Consider the following 20,717-nt stretch of genomic DNA (forward strand, 5'->3'; position numbering starts at 1 on the left):
TGTCGCTTCCTTTTCAAAACAAAAATAAATCCTTCTATTAAGGTACTAAGCTTAATAGAAAATGCAAGTTTTATTCTATCTCTTTTATCGCATTAAGTACCCGCTTGGCTGAAATTGGGTAAGGCGTTCCTAGTGTTTGAGCAAATAACGACACTCTAAGCTCCTGTTGCATCCAAAAAATAGCGGTTACCTCTTGTGGTATAGGCAACCCTTTAGGCGTTTTATTAACTACTTTTTTATACTCTTGCGCAACTTTATCTAGCTCTAGTACGCATAACCTATCACGATTTGGATCCACAGGCAGCTTTTCTAAACGTTTTTGAATCGCTTTTAAATAACGAATTAAATCCGCTATTTTATCTGCGCCATGCGCGCTCACAAAACCTTTAAATATAAGTGACTCAAGCTGTGACTTAATATCGCCGTGCGCGGTTATCATGGTTAAATCAACGCGCCCTTTCATTTTTTTATGCAGGGCATGAGCAATACTTAATACTTGCTCAACTTGCGTTGCAATCGATACAACGGCATCGCCCAGCTCACCACGTATTTGCTCTTTTACTGTTTCAAATGCTTTTTCGTCGCGTATATCACCGTGTTTTACTAATAAGCTATCAACACCTGCGGCAATACAGTCATCAATTAAATCAGCTATTTTACCAAATGGGTTAAAGTACAAACCTAGCTTTGCCTTATTCGGTAAGTTTTGTTGTAAGTACTTAATTGGCGATGGCACATTTAATAGTACTAAACGGCGCAAACCTTGTTGATGTGCTTGCTGCGCTTTTGCTTCGCTATCAAAAAGCTCCACTGCAGCGGCTGATTTTTTATCCACCAGCGCAGGGTATGCTTTTATCTCATATTGACCTTGCTTTTTAACGTATGAAGCGGGTAACTCACCAAAATCCCATTGTGTTAGGTCTGATTTTTCAATGCCTTTATCGGCTACTTTAGACAGTGTTTCGGTTACTTCACCTTGCAGCTCTGCTTTGAGCTTGGCTAAATCAAGTCCTCGTGCAAGTAACTTATCGCTCTCATCACGTACTTCAAACTGTAATCGTAAATGCGGTGCAAGCGCGGTTAAATCCCATGCCTCTGGATCAACTCTCACACCTGTCATTCTTAATAAACGCGTGGCTAAAGCATCAATTAAGCTACCTTGCATTGGCTCAATAGCTGCCAGCACTGCATCAGCATAATTTGGTGCTGGCACAAAATTACGACGAAGCGATTTAGGCAATGACTTTATAAGCCCACTTATTAGCTCATGCCTAAATGCAGGTATGTGCCAGTCAAAACCACTTTCTTGTACTTGATTTAAAAGCGCTACTGGTATTTGTACCGCAACGCCATCAACTGCTTGGCCTGGATCGAAATGATAAGCAAGCGGCAATATAATATTGTCTTGCTGCCATGTGTCAGGGTAGTCAAACTCAGTGATATTACTTGCACCATGCTGCATTAGCTCTTCACGAGTCATGTGTAGGTAATGCTTATTTTGTTGTTTTTGTGTTTTATACCATTTTAAAAATGCAGCGCGGTTGTTAATTTCTTTGGGTATTTTTTTATCGTAAAACTCAAATAACGTTTGCTCATCAACTAAAATATCACGACGACGTGACTTATTTTCCAGAACTTGAATATCTTCTATTAGCTCACGGTTAAACGCTAAAAAGCCCTCGTTTAAGCCCAGTTCTTGCTCAACTAATGCAGTGCGCACAAAAAGCTCTCGACTCACTTTAGGGTCTATGTTGCTATAAACACAGCGGCGTTTATTTACAACAAGTAAGCCGTATAAAGTTTGCTGTTCAAACGCGATTACCGCACCAGGCTTTTTCTCCCAATGAGGTTCTGTGTAACTGCGTTTAACTAAGTGCTGTGCTAATGGTTCTACCCAGTTAATGTCTATTTTTGCATTTGTGCGGGCATATAACTTACTGGTCTCTACCAACTCCGCTGACATGATCCATTTAGGGCTCTTTTTAAATAAACCTGAACCCGGAAAAATATGAAACTGACTATTACGTGCGCCTTTGTATATTTGTTTTTCATCTTTAAAGCCAATATGGCTTAGCATCCCGCTTAACAACGCTTTGTGAACAAGTTCGCCATCAGCCGCTTGGCTGGTTGCTTTCATGCCCATTTCGTTACACACAGTACTTATTTGATAAACAATATCTTGCCATTCACGCAGGCGCATATAGGCTAAGAAGTCTTTTTGACACAACTTTCTAAATTGGCTATTAGTCAGCTCGCTTTGCTGCTCTTCTAGGTAATTCCATAAGTTTAAAAAAGCGATAAAATCAGAATCTGGATCATCAAAACGACCGTGTTTTTCATTGGCAGCAGCACGTTTTTCTTGTGGGCGNGCGCCGCCACAATAATAATCACTTCACGCAATGCGCCAAGTTTATGGGCTGTTAGCACCATTTTTGCTAAACGTGGGTCAACGGGTAATCGACTAAGCTCCCTGCCCGATTGAGTTAGGCTGGTTTTACTATCGCGTTTAGCTGGTTTTACCGCTTGTAGCTCTTCAAGCAATGTTAGGCCATCATTAATATTGCGGCTATCTGGCGCTTGTACAAACGGAAATTGCGCCATATCACCAAGCCCTAGCGCCAACATTTGTAAAATAACAGACGCAAGGTTAGTACGCAGTATTTCAGGGTCGGTAAACTCTGGGCGCGATAAAAAATCATCCTCAGAGTACAACCTAATACAAATACCCGCTTCAACACGTCCACAACGACCCATACGCTGATTAGCGCTTGCTTGCGATATAGGCTCTATTGGTAGGCGCTGTACTTTTGTACGATAGCTGTAGCGACTTATACGCGCAGTACCTGGGTCTATTACATAACGAATACCTGGCACGGTGAGTGACGTTTCGGCTACGTTAGTCGATAAAATAATATGACGACGAGAATGCGGCGCAAATATACGGTTTTGCTCTGCGTTAGATAAACGCGAGTAAAGTGGCAATACATCGGTGTGTTTTAAATTACGCTTGCTAAGTGCATCTGCGGTATCGCGTATTTCACGCTCACCATTTAAAAATATGAGAATATCGCCAGGACCTTCAGCGCACAGCTCATCAACGGCATCAAAAATACCTTGTAGCTGATCGCCCTCCGCTTCCATATCATCTTTATTAATATCAGTAATAGGGTTGTAGCGCACATCAACAGGGAAAGTACGACCCGATACTTCTATAATGGGCGCATCATCAAAGTGCTTTGAAAAACGCTCAGGATCGATAGTCGCTGAGGTAATTATTATTTTTAAATCAGGGCGTTTTGGAAGCAGGTTTTTTAAGTAACCTAAAATAAAATCAATATTTAAACTACGCTCATGCGCTTCATCAATAATAATCGTGTCGTATTGATTTAAAAAACGGTCTTGCTGAATTTCAGCCAGCAAAATACCGTCGGTCATTAATTTAATATACGTATTATTAGATACCTGATCGCTAAAACGAATTTTAAAGCCAACTTGCTGACCAAGTTCACACTTCATTTCTTCAGCAATACGATTAGCCACAGTACGCGCTGCTAATCGACGTGGTTGCGTATGACCAATTAAACCATCAACACCACGACCAAGCTCTAAACACATTTTAGGTATTTGCGTTGTTTTACCTGAGCCCGTCTCACCGGCAATAATAACCACTTGGTTATTTGCAATGGCGTCTTTAATTAATTCCTTTTTTTGACTTACCGGCAATTGCTCAGGGTAAGTCACTTTAGGGAGGCCAGCTAAGCGTTTATCGCGTAATTCTTGGCTACGGGTTATATCAGCCGCTATTTTTTCAAGCGCGTTGGCATGCTTGTTTTCATCCGTTATTTTTTTTACGCCATGTAAGCGTTTCTTGAAAATGAATTGATCTTTTTTTAAGCACGTTTTTAGCTCGCCAAACAACTGACCTAGGTTTACCACCCGCATACCTTATAAAATTAGTTAAAGAGCCGTAATTGTATCAAATTAAACGGCTGGGGTTAATCCTACAAAATGCATAACGCGGGGTTGTTTGTTATATAAACGCTGCTATTGAACTAAACTGTAAATAATAAATTTATTTTAAACAATTATTTTCAGGGCTAACTACATTGAATAAATTAAATGACGTTGGCTTATTCGTCACTAAAAATGCCTACGTAGGTCGCTTGAGTATTCGATTTACTTGCCCGATACATGCCAGAGGTATTAAACGGTAAGCTAATATTACCTTTTGTATCAATAATAATTACGCCGCCTGTGCCACCAATAGGCTTAAGCACACCGTTTATAACTTCATCCCCTGCCTCAGCAATGGTTTTACCTTGGTACTTAACTCGCGCACATATATCGCTTGCTACGTTATAGCGAATAAAGTATTCACCATGCCCTGTTGCCGATACCGCGCACGATTCATTTTCAGCAAATGTTCCGGCCCCAATTACCGGTGCATCCCCCACACGACCATAACGTTTTGCGGTCATACCACCTGTTGATGTACCTGCCGCTAAATTACCATTTTTATCAAGCGCCACTGCGCCAACCGTGCCCATTTTGTAAGAGTTAGGTAATGCTTTGTGCGCGGCTTGGTACTCTTTACTGGTTGCTTTGGCTTTATCTAATTTTTGTTTTGCTTTTAAAAGCGCTTTGTAACGAGGCTCGGTATCAAATAAGTTATTTTCGACAAGCTCAACACCTTGCTCTTTAGCAAACTCTTCAGCGCCTTGCCCACTAAGCATTACATGTACAGAGTTATCCATTACCAAACGTGCTAAGTTAATTGGGCTCTCAATATGCTTTACACCCGCAACTGCGCCTGCTTCACGGTTTCGACCATCCATTATGGATGCATCAAGCTCATGCCCGCCATCGTAGGTGTATACCGCTCCACGCCCTGCATTAAAATAAGGGGATTGCTCTAATACTGCAATTGCTGCAATTACCGCATCTAAGCTTTCGCCGCCTTGGTGTAATACTTTATAACCTGTCTCTACTGCTTGCGTTAATTTTGCACGATACTCTTTTTCTTGAGCGGGTGTAAATCGTGCTTTTTCAATTGTCCCTGCCCCACCATGAATCGCAATGGCAAAAGGAGTCTCTGCAGCTACTGCGCTATTACTTAAAGCAACAAAGCTGCTCGCAAAAATCGCTAATAATGGTGTTTTCATAATGAGTTCTTTTATGGGGAAGTTATAAACTAATGTGAATGGTTACGGACTTAATTTCAACTAAAGTGAGTTTAATGGCATAAAAAAAGCGCCTTAAGGCGCTTTTTAAAACTTTATGTGTTTGTAATTAAGCTTGTTTAGCTTTTAAACGCGCTAAACGTGCTACTTGGTGAGTAGACGTTAAGAACGAGTAAATTGGTGCTAAGTAACCACGTTTACGAAGCTCTAAGAAATCAGCATCGCTTAACTCATTTAGTTTTTTCTCATCGATAAGGTAAATACCGTTGATGTCTTTTTTCTCGCCTTTAATGTCTACTGTTAGCGTTTGCGCAATTAGTAGCTCTTTATCAGCAAGAAATTTAGTGAACGCTTCAGTTACTTGAGAAAACTCAATAAATGATACTAGCGCTTCTTTACGACGTTTTAGGTAATCTGTTTCTTCGCCGTTTTCAAATAATGCATTACCTTCGTCTTCACCAACAAGCGCACTTGCTTCGTCAATTACGATACCGTATTGATCTTGATCTGGGTGTTTAACTAAACCCAGTGGGTAACGAGTAGATGCCATAGGTGCAAATGCTGCAGTCCATTTACCATCTTCTACAAAAAGGTTTTCGCCTGGCTCTAAGCCAAACATAGCAACTGCTTGAAAAGTGCCTGTTTCGTTATTTTTAACGAATGACATTGGAAACTCGTTTGCTACACGTGCAAACTCATGTGCAACTACTGGCACTAAGTGTTGAGTTTTCATGAATTCTACATTGATGCCGTTTTGAATTTTAGTGTTGGCATGTTTTTCGTTGTGTAAAGGCTGTACTTGTTGCTCCGCCATGTTACTGCTCCGTTTATTTTAATTTATATGTTTCATTGTTAATGCCTTTAGGCTAATGCTTTTGAGCTAAAAAAGGAAGGGAAACTTTTATGACAACAACCATGAAAAAATAAAATTTAACTAAATCTGAACGTTGCTAAAAAACATACAGCTCAAACTCATAAATTTTGTTCAAAAACAACACACTTCGTGGTTGATTTTAATACAAATCAAAGTTATTCATTAACATTGGTTAACAGTTCAAAGCTATTTTTTTGCAGTGTTTGGGCTTAAATTTAAGCAAATAAAAAAGGCCGCTTATATAAGCGGCCTTTAAAAGTTAAATTGGCATCTAAATTAAGGCGCCCAATATACTTCAATATTTATACTTGGGTGATTAAGCACAGCGCGAAGTGGCATGTCATTAACATCGCCGCCCGCTTTTGCTTGCTTATAAACAGCGAGTTTTTCTTCACCGCTAATTAAAAGCTTAACCACTTTAGATTGCGCAATGGCATTTAACGTAAGCGTCATTCGCTCAGTAATACTACCCGTCACATCACTTTGTATCGCATTAATTGCACATACTGTTTGCTCAGTTGTTAAACCATGCTCTAAACCGTCTGCATTTGGGAATAACGACGCTGTATGGCCATCTGGGCCCATACCTAAAATAGTTACATCATATGGGCTTTTTAACTCGCTATAAGCCGCTTCACACTCTTGTGCGCCCTGTTGAGCCGTTGCTGCAGCGTTCTTCATAGTAATAAAGTTTGCAGCACTACCATGATTTTGTAATAAAGTACTTTTAATAAATGCTTCATTACTTTTTTCATGGCTTGGGTCTACCCAACGCTCATCAACCATAGCAACATCAACATGTTGCCAATCTAAATCAAGTGTTGATAAATGCTTATAAGCGGGCGCAGGAGACGAGCCGCCCGACACCATTAATACAGCACGGCCATCGTTTTTAATGCCATCACGTAATGATTGCTCAAGCGTTGCAGAAAGCTCAGCTGTTAACGCGTCTTTATCATCAAAAAACTTTTCAACTAGTGTTGCCATGCTTATACCTTATCGCCTGTGTTAAACCATACATGATTGTTTTCTGCCAATAATTCATCAGCATCATCAGGTCCCCAGCTACCAGCACGGTAAAGCGCAGGCTTACCTTTGTCTTGCCAACGGTCGATGATTGGATCAATCCACTTCCACGCTTGACGAACTTCATCACGGTGAATAAATAACGACGGGTTATCAGCAGCGGCATCAAGCATTAAACGTTTGTACGCATCTGAGTGGAAACCATTGCTGTAAGCTTGTGAAAGCTCAATATTCATTGTTACTGGCTCAAGTTGCATTTGAAGATTATCAAGGCGCTTAGACATAAGCGTTAGTTGAATTGTTTCCTCTGGCTGCAAACGAATAACAAGACGATTTGGCTCGATATTACCCACGTTATCTTCGTAGATATTGTGAGATACTTTTTTGTATTCAACCACAATTTCTGCACAGCGCTTAGCCATACGTTTACCCGTACGAAGGTAAAATGGAACACCTGCCCAGCGCCAGTTATCGATATGCGCGCGAATAGCTACAAACGTTTCTGTTTTACTAGAACCTTCATTTAGCTCTTCTAAGTAACCCGGTACAATTTTACCGTTTAAGTCACCTGGTACGTATTGACCACGAACAATATTTTCATCAACATCACCATCTACAAGCGGGCGAAGTGCTTCTAATACTTTTAGTTTTTCGTTACGAATGCTGTTAGCGTTAAGCTTATTAGGCGACTCCATTGCAACTAGACAAAGTAGTTGTAATAAGTGGTTTTGAACCATGTCACGAAGTGCACCGGCTTTATCGTAAAAACCAGCACGGCTTTCAAGGCCAACCGTTTCTGATAAGCTAATTTGGATGTTATCAATAGATTTAGCATCCCACATATTTTCAAACAATGAGTTTGAAAAACGCAGCGCCATTAAGTTTTGTACTGTTTCTTTACCTAAGTAATGGTCAATACGGAAAATTTGCTCTTCATTAAAAAATTCTGCAATTTTTCCGTTAATTGCTTCTGCAGAATCACCGCAATAACCAATTGGCTTTTCAACAACAACGCGCGATGTAGGTGTAATTAAACCTTTAGTCGATAATATTTCACAACATGTGCCGTAAACAGCAGGCGGAAGCGATAAATAAAACACGCGAGACTTAGTGTTTTCGTGCTCATCTAAAATGCCTTTTAACACATCCCAGTTGTCGTCTGCTTCTGTAACATTACTTACTACTGGCACTAAAAAAGTAGAAAACGCTTTCCAATCTTTAGCGTTAAACTCACCTTTGCTTAAAAATTCTTGTAATGCTTTATGCGCTGTTTCTACGTATTCAGCACGTTTAGATTCTTCGCGAACTGTTGGGAGGATACGTGAGCCTTCAGGTAAGTTACCTTCTTGATATGCTCTGTACATTGCAGGTAGCAATTTGCGTAACGCAAGATCACCACCGCCCCCAAAAATTATAATATCAAAAGGATTAAGCATAGTTACTCTCTACGTTGTGATACCCAGTACATTTTGTAAATGCGCGGGTATGCCTATTTATTGCTAGATTAGATGGCTTTTATAGCTGTATTTAAATAAAAGCCTGCTGAATTGTTCTGTATCGATGATTTATTATTATTGTTTATCATTGCGCTTATTAAATGAGCCTTAGGGGCCCTGTATCTCCTCTCACAAAAATACAGACCCTAAGCACTCCAGCGCTACCCGTTCAAAGGTACTCGGTTTACTTACTTGCGTAAGCGAATTTTTTACTGCGTACGGTTTTGTTTATAGTACGCCATTAAGCCGTTTGTAGAACTATCATGAGCGTGTTTCACGCTATCATCAGTGAGTTCACTCTCAATTTTAGATGCTAAACCTTTACCCAGCTCTACACCCCATTGGTCAAACGAACATATTTGTAAAATAATGCCTTGGCAAAATATCTTATGCTCATACAGTGCAATTAAACGGCCCACTGTTTTAGCATCTACTGTATCTAATAGCATAGACGTTGTAGGACGATTGCCTTGATGAATTTTATGATTTAATAACTCATCAATCTCTGCTTGCGATTTACCCTTAGCGGTTAAATCAGCTGTAACTTGCGCTGCATCTACACCACTCATCATCGCTTCTGTTTGTGCAAAAAAGTTCGATAATAAAATATCGTGATGCTTATCAACATTCACTTGTGGCTTAACTGATGCAATAAAATCTGCAGGTACAATTACATTACCTTGGTGTAAACACTGATAAAAGGCATGCTGGCCATTAATACCCGTCATGCCCCAAATAATTGGAACCGTAGTATAAGGTACCGTTTCGCCTGCAAAGTTAACGTGTTTACCGTTACTTTCCATTTCGCCTTGCTGTAAATACGCAGGCAACATATGCAGTGCTTGATCGTACGGTAATATAGCTTGCGCTGTATAACCTAAAAAGCTCGTATTCCATACACTAAGCAATGCCATAATTAATGGTATATTTTGCTCAAACGGCGCAGATTTAAAGTGCTCGTCTATTTCAAACGCACCTTCTAAAATTGCTTCAAAGGCGTCGTAGCCTAAATATAAAGCAATTGGTAAGCCTATCGCACTCCAAAGTGAAAAGCGACCACCAACCCAATCCCACATAGTGAATACGTTTTCGTCGCTGATACCAAAGGCTGCCGTTTTTTCTAAATTTGTACTTACTGCAACAAAATGCTTTGCAATTGTACTTTCATCTTTTGTTGTTTGTAAAAACCAGTCAACCGCCGTCTTTGCGTTTGTCATGGTTTCTGACGTCGTAAATGTTTTTGAAGAAATAACAAATAATGTTGTTTCAGGGTCAATGGCTTTTAATATAGACGAAATTTGTACACCGTCAGCATTAGATACGTAGTGAACATTTAACGTATCATCAGCAAGTGCTTTTAATGCCTCAGTTGCCATTTGTGGACCAAGGTTAGAGCCACCAACACCAATACTTACAACATCTTTTACCGCTTTGCCGGTATAGCCTAACCATTTACCGCTACGAACTTTTTCAACAAACACTTTAATTTTAGCTAACTCGTTGTCTACGGCTTGTGTCACGTTTTCGCCATCAACAATTAATGGAGTGTGAGCACGATTACGAAGTGCCGTATGCAAAACTGAGCGATCCTCAGTGATATTTATTTTTTCACCGCTAAACATTTTATCGCGCCACGATGCAATATCGCATTCTTTAGCAAGCGACATTAAGTTAGCAAAAACATCGTTATCAATAAGTTGCTTAGAATAGTCGAATAATACGCCTGGTACTTGAGTAGAAAACTGAGAAAAGCGCGTGTCATCTTGTGCAAATAACGTTTTTAGATGTGTTTGTTTCATCTTAGCTGCACTTTGTTCTAGTGCTTGCCAACTTGCTAGTTGCGTTCGGTTAGACATGGAAATATCCTCTATTTTTTTCAATCAATTGATTTAAAAATATTTTTTATAAAAGAAAAACTCTTATTACTACTTATTCACACTAAATTAAAGCGCAAATAGTATAACTAAAAATGCAAAAAAAGTGCTGTTTTTATAATTTTATGTGCAGATGATAACGCAATTTTTAGCTTTTGACACCGGTATCATAAAAATTTTATAAATTAATTTACCTGTAATTTTAAAGGCAACGGCATAGCTTAATCAATCAAAATGAAATATTAATGAATTTTTATAAGCGCTGCTAATTACTTTTCATAGTTATTCACTAATTACTGTAATTGTTTGCCTTGCAAACAATTAAACCTTAAAAACAAAAAATCGGCTCTAAAGCCGATTTTGTATAAATTAAAATCTTTGCTTAATTACTAAGCGCTAGCCCACCACTTAGGTTATAAACCGTTTTGTATCCTAGCTGCATTAAATTGCTCGCAGCAATCTTTGAGCGGTTACCACTGCGGCATAATAAAATATAGTTGTTATTTTTACTTAACTGCCCTTCAAATACCGCATTTGCCATTCTGCTAAGCGGTATATTTAATGTTTTTTCATCTAGTGTATTAAATAACTGAGCAACATTATTTGCTCCATGTTCATACGGCTCCCGAGTATCTATTAAATACACATCGCTGGTGTTTAACATTGCTTTAGCGTCATCAAAATTTAATTGCTGTGTATCAATCTCAGGCAATGCATTTACATAACCACACAATTGCGTGTTATTTACTTGCTTTGAAGCGTCGTACTGCTGCTTTTGTATTGTAAATTCATCAACTGAAATACTGCCGCTTACTAACGCATTGAGTAATGGCGTTTGGTTTTGTTGTACAGCCCAGTTCATGGCAAAACATTGTTGGTAGTCGTGCCCTGAGCAAATAATGCTGGTGCTATTTAGTTGCTCGCTTATTGCTAAAATAGAGCGTGCCATTGCTTTTGCATCCCCACCCGTAAGGGACGTATTGCCAAGTCCTGCAGGCAAAATTAAATCACCACAAAAACAATAACGCGTTTCGCCATTACTATTTTTTAATAAATAACTTACGCTATCTTTGCTGTGCCCAGGTGTCGCTACTTTTTCAAGTACGTCATTTGCTAAGCTAATACTTTCTGCATTTAGTGGCCAACCTAAAGCATCAACCTCACCTTTTACAACTCTTGATGCAAGAACGCTGGTTAATAAATTAGTCGCTGACTCTCGCTCTTGATGCAGATGAGTATTAAGCACCGCTGATATAGTTAAGTTTTGTGTATTGGCTATTTTTTCAAAGCGCGGAATAAGCTCAACAATCGGGTCTATTATAACTGCGCGCTTATCATCGCTCACATAAAGCCAACTACATGCTCCTTGGTGCCTAAACTGAGTAAGGCCAAGTGCGCACACCTCTTGTTGTGGTGTAGTGCTATCAGATACAATTAAACAGTTAGCCTGAAGTATTGCTTTAAGAGCGCGAATCCGCACACAAGCATCATCAATATCGTGTTGTGTTGCAGCAGGTCCAAATGATAGCCTAATCGCATTTTCACTTTGCCACTTACTTGCACCCATTGCATCTAAAACAAAACTTGTTGATGCGCCCGTACTACAAGCCGAGCCACCACTTACGCGAATGCCCGCAGCATCAAATAAATCAATCACTTCTTTGCTCGTTAAATCGTTTACCGCAAAGTTAAGTGTGGTAGGCACGCTATAAGCAAAATCATGATTGAATGTAATATCGCCAAAGGTGTCTTTTATCGCGCTTTGTAACTGGCTTCGATAAGAGTTAAGTATGCTAATTGGTTTAAATGTATCGTCTGATTTATCAAGTAACATACTAAATAGTTTATTTAACCCTGCAATACCGGGTAGATTTTCGGTGCCTGAGCGCATTCCACTTTCTTGACCGCCACCCGCTATAAAAGGCGTGTACGCACTGCCACTACGAATATATAAAAAGCCAATACCTTTAGGTGCGTAAAGCTTATGCCCCGAAAAAGGAGCGTAATCAATAGTTGTATTACTCAGTGCGAGCGCTTGCTTACCGAGTGCCTGCACGCAATCCACCATCCACGATACACTTTTGTTACGGCTANACGAATTACCTGCTCTATAGCGGGTAAATCTTGATATACACCGGTTTCGTTATTAACGGCCATGGTGCAAATCATCAAAGCGTTATTAATATGCTCTGCGATAAAATTTAAATCTAAAATACCGTTACTATCAACCGGAATAGCAAGCACCTCAGCATTAACGTCAAGTACGCTATTCCAGTGCTTGAGTGTATTTGGCACCGCTTTATGCTCAGTAGCGCCATATAATAATACAGGGTTTTTAATAGACTGCTTTTTAGCATTAATTAATGTAGAAACCACCGCAGTTTGAATACCCTCCGTTGCACCAGAGGTAAATAGGATATCGCCATTAGTTGCGCCAATAACCGTGCGTGCCTTTTGACGTGTTTGTTCTAATAAATGCTTGGCTTGAATACCTGTGATGTGCGGGCTTGAAGGATTACCAAAACATATTTGCATGGTATGAGAAACAACATCAGCAATACAAGGCAACACAGGGGTCGTTGCATTTGCATCAAGGTAAACTTGTTTTACTGGCTCATCGTGCAATAAAAACTCAGACATTAAAAAACGCACCTTATTACTAAAAAATATATCTTATTACCAATAGTACATAAATTTACAGGTAATGAGTAATAATCAATTAGCACTAGAGGTGCGTTTACTATGCTTTTTTAAACTAAAAGTCTGTTTGCTTAACTATTCACTGAGCTCTTTGCTGATCTCTTCGTGCGTTGACGACCAAGCTGTTATTAGCGCTTTTACTAATGAGGCCAGTGGGATGGCAAAAAATACGCCCCAAAACCCCCATAAACCACCAAAAAATAATACCGCGACAATTATAAATACCGGATTTAAATCAACTGCCTCAGAAAACAACAGCGGTACAAGTACATTGCCATCAAGCGCTTGAATAATTCCATAAATAATTAAAATGGTCCAAAACTGCGTTTCTAATCCAAACTGAAACAGTGCAACTGCCGCTACCGGAATAGTGACGAGTGCCGCGCCAATAAATGGAATTAATACCGAAAAGCCAACAAGCACACCAAGTAAAGCTGCATAGCGCAAATCTAAAACAGTAAATGCAATGAAAGACACACCACCAACAATTAAAATTTCGAATACTTTACCGCGAATGTAATTCATAATTTGTTGGTTCATTTCGTTCCACACTTGTAAAATCAAGCGCCGTTGCTGCGGGATCAGTTTAGCTATACTCCCTGTCAACTCCAGCTTATCTTTAAGCATAAAAAACACCAGTAACGGCACAAGCACCAAATATATAAGCCAAGCAACAACATCTTTTAAAGACGTAAGTGAAAACGATAATACCGCTTGACCAAACTCAATAATTTTAGCTTCTACGGTTGCAACAATTGCTTGTACTTGTTCTATATTAATTAAACTTGGGTATTGTTCAGGTAAAGCCATTAAATAAGACTTCCCCTGCTCTAGCATATGCGGTGTTTCTTGCACTAAGTTACTGGTTTGCTTCCAAAGCACTGGGCCAATAACTAAAATAAGGGTGAGCATAATGCTAATAAATATCAACATTACAATAATTGTTGCAGTAAAACGTTTTAAGCCAACACGCTCTAAATGAACAACCGGCCAATCTAGTAAATAAGCGATAACCAGTGCAACAAGCACAGGAACAATTAACGCGCCAAAAAAGTAAAGTAAGGCAACTGATACCAATAATAAAAATAATAAGGTAGACGAATGAGGATCCGAGAACTTCCTTTCGTACCATGTTTTTACGTATTCAAACATGTAATGGCTCCACTAATAACAACCCACGTTGTTTATCAAAATTGTAACTATAAGCATTTTTTTGCAAAAAACGTTCAATGTCGTTCGCACTTTCACCTTCATTAAGACTAAAAGTGATGCATTGTTTTGATGACTGTGCACTTCGAAGCGCAAGCTTGAACTGCACAAATTGCTGAGGACACTTAAACTCTTTTAAATCGCGCTCTACCATAACTACTTTATCCGTATAGTAAATGAATAATAAGTCGCATATTTACGGTCTACGTATTTATATACTCAAACCATTGTAACTTTTTGTTAAAACAATTCCTGCAATAGTTTATCCTTATAACATAACTAGCAGTAAGGATAAGTTAATGCCTGGCACGCATAATAAAGCGCAACTACCAAGTAATCCAACACTCAAAGAGATTAATTGGTTTAAAAAGCAGATTAATTGGGGCGAACTACCTCCTTTTTATCACCTTGTTGCCTCATCAATAAGCGAATCAGAAGGAATTTTAGATCATGGGTTCGACAATGCAGTTAAACAACTTTTAGATAAACGCAATTGGAACTTAGATTTATTAGAAGGCTATGAAGATAACTTAGGTGAAATACATACCAAACATAAGCCACGTATTGCGCTGCACCAAGTATTTACCGACAGAGGTTTTGAGCTATGGGCACAGCCTTATGCTAAAGATGTTATTGTTGATCAATACATAAAAAACAATCGCTTTATGGAGTTTAGAGTGTGGGACCCACATTCAATGAAAAACTTGATCAGAATAAGTCAGTTACATAAGTTTATTGGCTTTTATTTTGAACGAGGCGACAAAGCAGATAAAGCCATTATTTTACATGCACACAAAGTAGTACATAAAATTATTACTTTTTTGCAGCGAGAATTGAACGTTGTAAAGCTTGATGGAGTCACAATAAAAGAACTATACCAATTGTGCGAAAAAGACAGCCGTGCAAGCAGTGACGAAATAGACATAGCCAAAATTGCAATTGGCGAACAAATTAACAAGGAATAAAATGCAGCTAAAATCAGCATTTATCACTTTATGCAGTGCTGCGCTTACGTTTAGCTTATTAATAAGCGAACCTTTAAAAGCGCAAACGAACTTTACGCTTCCTGATTTAGGAACATCTGCATTACAAGCACTGCCACTCGAAAAAGAACAAGCCATTGGCGAAGTAATGATGATGCAAATACGAGGCTCATCACCAGTAATAAATGACCCAGTGCTTGATGAATACCTCACAACTATTGGCCGTAAACTCGTTGCTAATGCTAATGACGTGCGCTTTCCGTTTTCGTTTTTTTGGATAAATAACTCAGAAATAAATGCCTTCGCCTTTTATGGCGGNAAGCCGATAACGAGAGCCAGTTTGCCTCAGTGCTTGGTCACGAAATTGCTCACGTAACACAGCGCCACTTAGCACGAAGAATACAGCAACAACAAGATAACAGCGCGCTGACTATTGCCGGTATGATTGCAGGTATATTAGCAACCGTTGTTGCACCCGACGCGGGTATTGCGATTATATCTGCCAGCCAAACACAATCTGCTTTTAGTCAGTTAACGCATAGTCGCTCAGCCGAGCAAGAAGCTGACCGCATAGGCATGCAAACGCTTAACAATGCAGGCTTTGATGCCCGTGCATCGAGCGAATTTTTAACTAAACTTGCCGCGCAAATTCGTTATAAATATAAACCACCTGCGTTTTTACTTACTCACCCATTACCAGAGAGCCGAGTATCAGATGTGCGTTTGCGTGCAGAGCAATTTCCTGTGCGTCATATGAGTGCCAGTCTTGAGTTTAATTTAGCTAAAAGCCGCGTGCTTGCGCGCTACGACAACAAACCAGAAAACGCCGAAGACCTATTTAGAAAACGACTACGCGAAAATAGCTACGATAACACCGCTTTAAAGTACGGTTTAGCTATTAGCTTACTTGATCAAAAAAAGCTTGATGAAGCAGCCCCAATACTAGACGAGCTTTTAAAAAACGATCCTAAAAACCTATTTTATATAGATACCCATACCGACTTACTCATCGCGCAAAAAAAGGCAGATGAAGCCGTAAAATTTTTAGCCGATTTAAATCAGTATCGCCCTAATAATCAGGTAATTACGCTCAACTATGCCAACGCAGCACTTGAAGCTGAGCAATATGAACTAGCCGAAAATATTTTGAAGAGTTTTTTACTCGAAAAGCCCGACCACAACTTAGGTAAACAACTCCTTGCTGATGCGTATAAAAAACAAGATAAATTAGCCTCATATCACGAAGCGAACGCCGATGTATTGGCTCAATACGGTGCTTATTTAAAAGCCGCAGACGAAGTACAAAAAGCACTTAACTTCGTAGAGCCAACCGAACTTGTAAAGCAACAACGTTTAAAAGCACTACTTACCCAGTATCGACTTTTACAAAAAGAGCTTGCAAGACTTTAAGTCTGCAAGCGCTTACCCTAAAATAGACGCAATTCACACTTTGGAATCATTTTATGTCTGTTACTATTTACCACAACCCACGTTGTTCTAAATCACGCGAAACGCTAGCGCTACTGCAAAGTAAAGCGATAGAGCCAAGTGTTGTAGAGTATTTAAAAACCCCTCTTACTCACGAGCAAATTTCAACGCTTGTAATCCAACTTGGTTTTTCATCCGTACGTGAAATGATGCGCACAAAAGAAGATGACTACAAAGCGCTTAATTTGAAAGATGAAACAAATGAGGATGCACTTATTAACGCTATGGTCAAATACCCAAAATTGATTGAACGCCCTATCGTAGTTAATAACAATAAAGCAGCGATTGGTCGTCCACCAGAAAACGTACTAAGCGTTTTATAATGAGTGCAACCATTGTGGTGCTTTATCACTCAAGCCATGGCTCAGTTGAAGCAATGGCTCACGAGATAGCAGAGTCGATAGAGCAACAAGGTGCTAGTGCACTACTTCGCACCTTTGTGGCTAAAAATGCGCACGATATTGTGATCACCAAAGATGATTTAATAAATTGCGATGGTTTAGCATTTGGTACACCAACTCGATTTGGCATGATGGCCTCTCAAGCAAAAAGCTTTTGGGAAACCACCAGCGACTTGTGGCTAAAAGGCCAATTAATCGATAAGCCAGCGTGTGTATTTTCGTCATCAAGTAGTATGCATGGTGGAAATGAAGCAACTTTACTTAACTTATCTTTGCCACTATTACACCACGGTATGATGCTTATGGGCGTGCCATATGATGTGCCCGAACTACTTGCAACACAAACCGGTGGAACACCATACGGTGCAACACACGTCGCTGGCAGCGCTAACAGTGCACAGCTAAGCAAAGACGAAATTAAAATATGCCAAAGCGTTGGTAAACGCCTTACTCACATTGCGAGAAAACTTAAATGACTACAGCTGACAATCCAGCTAAAAAGCCGATTACGGTAAAATTTCAACGTGCAGCACTATTTGGCTATGTTGGCTTACTTATTCTGATTCCTTTGTGGATGTATTTTGTACCCCCTCTAGACGGTAATACTAGTTGGGTGTCATTGTTTTTTCCTATCATTCCTTTACTGCTGCCGCTAAGAGGCATAATTCAAGACAACACATACACCTATGCGTGGGCTAACTTTATTGTAATGCTTTATTTTATCCACGGTCTTACCATGCTGTGGGCAGCACCAGATGAATTAATTTGGGTGTTGTTAGAGCTTGTGTTTGCCTCTTCAATGTTTATTGGTTGTACTTACTACGCAAGACACCGCGGACAAGAACAAGGTTTAAAAATCCGTAAGCTTAAAGAAGAATTAGCTGAAGAAAAAGCAGCAAATGAGCACGGTAAATAAGGCTTAACCATAAACGCTATATACAAAAAAACGCGCTTAAATTACTTTAAGCGCGTTTTTTATTAATTGTTTAAAACTAGCTAAACTAAATCGTTCAAGGCAGCTAGCACCACAATACTCGCCAACCCTATTTGAGCAATTAAGCTAATAAACGAAAAGCCTCTAAGCACAAACAAACCCCAAGGGTGTTTAATATGTGGATATAGCGCACAGCGTTTTAAAGTGGTCGCAAAGAAAAAACAAATCACTGCAGTCATAGTTAAACCCAGCGTCAGCTCACTTTTAATTGAGAGGGTTTCATCAAAAAAGAAAAACAACTGTAAAGGCAGCAATATAGTCACAATAGCATGTAGCACATGCACTTTTTTAATGCGATCGAACTGCCCTTCTGGCGAAAGTTCTTTAATACCAAAGTCACGCTCTAAACATTTAACTAAGTTATTAGCTTTAATACTCACCGCTAAACGGTAACAGCTTAAACCTTCTTTATTACGTGCTCTAAAATCGTATCCGGCTTTAATAAGCAGCACCATTAACGACTCATTTTTAGCAAACACAGCATAATGAAGTGCAGTATTACCTAAGTTATCTGTCGCTTTTTTGTCTTGCTTTGCAAGTAGCGTTTCAACCACATTTACAAAGCCTTTTTCGGCCGCCCACATAAAAGCTGTTTTATTGTTTTCATCAGCAAGCACACCTGTAGCGCCTTGTTCAATAAAACGCATAGCCATTGTTTGCTTAGCTGTTTTTTTACGTAAATGAGTAAGCAAAGCTTTTTCTAGCAATACAACAGAGTCAACATCAGGAGAAACCTGCGTAAGCAGCGTAAAATAGTCTTTACCCGCAGCTACTTTTTCGCTGGCAAGTTCAGAGAGAGTATCTAAATCAGCAATAGACTCTGGAATAAACGCACTTAGGCGCTCTCTAAAATCAACTTCTTTCCAAAGCGCTAATGTGTCCTTTGCCGAGAGTTTACTTTTATTATTTAACGCATGCTCAATTAAGGTGAAATAGCGTTTACTAAAAAATAAATCAACTAAAGACAGTGGCGTATCTATGGTATTTTGTGCAGCCACGCTTGCGTATTTCTCAAGGCGCTGGCACAGCATAAGCACTAAGCTTTCAGGGGTGTATTCATTATCGTAGTAATGGCTTTTAACCGCACTAATATACGCTTGTGCGTCTTCGTCATATTCAGAGATATGTTGAAAGTAACATTCTTCAAATGGCTCCAGCGGGGTTAGCCATGCCAAATAATAAATAGGTGGCAGCACGGTGGTGCATACACCATCGTCTTCATTTGTAGAACGACAAGCAGGCCAAGCTTCCAAAGCATCTAAAATAAAGGCACCGTTTTGTTCTACCAGTCCTTTAATAAGTAATGGGTATTCCTTTGGCCAAATCAGTACATTTTCCATTAAAACAACACAACTCCAGTGTGGCTTGGGGGTGGTAAGTTATATCAGTTTTAAGCTGACACCACGCTTAATCAAAGTGCCGATATTCTAGCACACCTTTGTTTTGCTGCTAGCGCAAAATTACGCAATAACAACAATCCTTTAGGATTATACCAATTCGCTTAATTAAGTGATTTATTTTGAGGTAGAAAACCGTGTGATAGCAAGGCAAAAATTTCGTTATTTAGTTGTTCTAAATGATTAAGTATTACTGTGGATTGGTATTGTCCTTAGCAAAAATATAAAAACGGCCGAGTACATAAGTAATTGGCCGTTTTTGAGGTTGGAGTTGGGCTTAATCAGAGCCAGACAAATAGTCTATTTACTTTTTAACTCGCTAATAACTTGCTCTAAACCCACATCAGAAATGCGTTGAATAATCTCTTTTTGTTTAGCACTTAATAGTGAAATGCCTTCAGCAACAATATCGTATACTTTCCACTCATTGTTTTTACCTAAACGAAGCTTAAAGCTTAAGTCGATAGTAGGCGCATTTGGCTCAATAATTTGCGTATTAACTGTTGCGTATTCAGAGTCACTTTTTGCGTTATTACGCTCAAATACTACTTTTTGACCCGTGTACTTCATTAGTGCACCAGCGTATGTGCCTGTTAAGTAATGCTCTACTGCATCTATAAACTGCACTGCTTGTTCGCGCTCTATGCCTTTAATGTGTTTACCTAATAATTTAAACGACACAAACTTAACATCAATATGTGGCATTAAACGTTTTTCAACAATGGCAGCCATTGCTTCTTTGCTGGCTGTCCCTTTTGAGTTTACTTGGCCAATATCTGCAAAAAGCTTGTCGGCTACCGATTCAAGTAACTGATCTGGTGATTGCTGAGCTTGTGCAAATAACGAACTGCTAAAAAAAGCAGTGGCTAAAACGAATAGTTTAAAGAGTTTCATAATTGTATATGTCTGTGTGATTAAGATGGCTGTAATTTACGCGAACCATACGCAATAAAAAAGGCACAAATAAGCAACTTATTAATGCCCAATTAGCACCAATCAAATAAATGAAATAAATTCAAGCAGTTAGAAAACTCCATTAACAGCTCATATACAACCGGCATTTTGTCCTCATTGTAATTGTTAACAGGCCGCCCT

13 protein-coding genes and 3 pseudogenes are annotated in these 20,717 nt (G+C 39.4%); 5 read left to right on the top strand and 11 right to left on the bottom strand.

Going from position 1 to position 20,717, the window contains the following annotated elements; all coding sequences use genetic code 11:
* Window positions 1-70: 70 nt before the first annotated feature.
* The 9 genes and pseudogenes from hrpA to L655_RS0124565 all read right to left on the bottom strand — a co-directional run bounded on the left by hrpA (window position 71) and on the right by L655_RS0124565 (window position 14,513).
* Window positions 71-3,936 (bottom strand): annotated as a pseudogene (gene hrpA, locus L655_RS01000000126160) (ATP-dependent RNA helicase HrpA).
* Window positions 3,937-4,130: 194 nt separating this feature from the next.
* Complete coding sequence (locus L655_RS0124530) at window positions 4,131-5,162, bottom strand: isoaspartyl peptidase/L-asparaginase (protein ID WP_029752414.1); 1,032 nt, start codon at window positions 5,160-5,162, stop codon at window positions 4,131-4,133.
* Between the two features lie 127 nt (window positions 5,163-5,289).
* Window positions 5,290-5,994 (bottom strand): SapC family protein, encoded by a 705-nt coding sequence (locus tag L655_RS0124535; protein WP_024597622.1) that lies wholly within the window; start codon window positions 5,992-5,994, stop codon window positions 5,290-5,292.
* Between the two features lie 336 nt (window positions 5,995-6,330).
* The gene (gene pgl / locus L655_RS0124540) at window positions 6,331-7,041 is read right to left on the bottom strand and encodes a 6-phosphogluconolactonase (RefSeq protein ID WP_024606581.1); all 711 of its coding nucleotides are present in this window, start codon (window positions 7,039-7,041) and stop codon (window positions 6,331-6,333) included.
* A gap of 2 nt (window positions 7,042-7,043) precedes the next feature.
* A complete protein-coding gene (gene zwf / locus L655_RS0124545) occupies window positions 7,044-8,516 on the bottom strand; it encodes a glucose-6-phosphate dehydrogenase (protein WP_024606582.1) in 1,473 nt (490 codons plus the stop codon).
* 269 nt (window positions 8,517-8,785) lie between these two features.
* Window positions 8,786-10,432: a glucose-6-phosphate isomerase gene (gene pgi / locus L655_RS0124550; RefSeq protein WP_024606583.1), complete on the bottom strand. Its 1,647-nt coding sequence runs from the start codon at window positions 10,430-10,432 to the stop codon at window positions 8,786-8,788.
* Between the two features lie 400 nt (window positions 10,433-10,832).
* A pseudogene (locus L655_RS01000000126165) lies at window positions 10,833-13,090 on the bottom strand (aminotransferase class V-fold PLP-dependent enzyme).
* A gap of 135 nt (window positions 13,091-13,225) precedes the next feature.
* Window positions 13,226-14,302, bottom strand: a complete 1,077-nt coding sequence (locus L655_RS0124560; protein WP_024606584.1) for an AI-2E family transporter — start codon at window positions 14,300-14,302, stop codon at window positions 13,226-13,228.
* Entirely contained in the window at window positions 14,295-14,513 is a 219-nt protein-coding gene (locus L655_RS0124565) for a hypothetical protein (RefSeq protein WP_024606585.1), read from the bottom strand. The genes L655_RS0124560 and L655_RS0124565 overlap by 8 nt, the downstream gene beginning before the upstream one ends.
* Before the next feature lie 145 nt (window positions 14,514-14,658).
* Between L655_RS0124565 and L655_RS0124570 the strand changes: the two genes are divergently transcribed.
* From L655_RS0124570 to L655_RS0124590, 5 genes and pseudogenes are all read left to right on the top strand, one after another.
* The gene (locus L655_RS0124570) at window positions 14,659-15,324 is read left to right on the top strand and encodes a hypothetical protein (protein ID WP_024597628.1); all 666 of its coding nucleotides are present in this window, start codon (window positions 14,659-14,661) and stop codon (window positions 15,322-15,324) included.
* 1 nt (window position 15,325) lies between these two features.
* Window positions 15,326-16,752 (top strand): annotated as a pseudogene (locus L655_RS01000000126170) (M48 family metalloprotease).
* A 53-nt stretch (window positions 16,753-16,805) separates the two neighbouring features.
* Window positions 16,806-17,153 carry an arsenate reductase (glutaredoxin) gene (arsC, locus tag L655_RS0124580; protein ID WP_024595681.1) on the top strand — a complete coding sequence of 116 codons (348 nt, stop codon included), beginning with the start codon at window positions 16,806-16,808 and terminating at the stop codon, window positions 17,151-17,153.
* Complete coding sequence (gene wrbA / locus L655_RS0124585) at window positions 17,153-17,707, top strand: NAD(P)H:quinone oxidoreductase (RefSeq protein ID WP_002961459.1); 555 nt, start codon at window positions 17,153-17,155, stop codon at window positions 17,705-17,707. The genes arsC and wrbA overlap by 1 nt, the downstream gene beginning before the upstream one ends.
* Window positions 17,704-18,147, top strand: a complete 444-nt coding sequence (locus tag L655_RS0124590) for a DUF2069 domain-containing protein (RefSeq protein WP_024606586.1) — start codon at window positions 17,704-17,706, stop codon at window positions 18,145-18,147. Before wrbA ends, L655_RS0124590 begins: the two co-directional genes overlap by 4 nt.
* Window positions 18,148-18,227: 80 nt before the next feature.
* Here L655_RS0124590 and L655_RS0124595 read toward each other — a convergent pair whose 3' ends face one another.
* A complete protein-coding gene (locus tag L655_RS0124595; RefSeq protein WP_024606587.1) occupies window positions 18,228-19,565 on the bottom strand; it encodes an ankyrin repeat domain-containing protein in 1,338 nt (445 codons plus the stop codon).
* Between the two features lie 357 nt (window positions 19,566-19,922).
* Window positions 19,923-20,516 carry an ABC transporter substrate-binding protein gene (locus L655_RS0124600; protein WP_024606588.1) on the bottom strand — a complete coding sequence of 198 codons (594 nt, stop codon included), beginning with the start codon at window positions 20,514-20,516 and terminating at the stop codon, window positions 19,923-19,925.
* Between the last annotated feature and the right edge of the window lie 201 nt (window positions 20,517-20,717).

Source organism: Pseudoalteromonas sp. TAE79 (assembly GCF_000498015.1).
GTDB lineage: Bacteria > Pseudomonadota > Gammaproteobacteria > Enterobacterales > Alteromonadaceae > Pseudoalteromonas.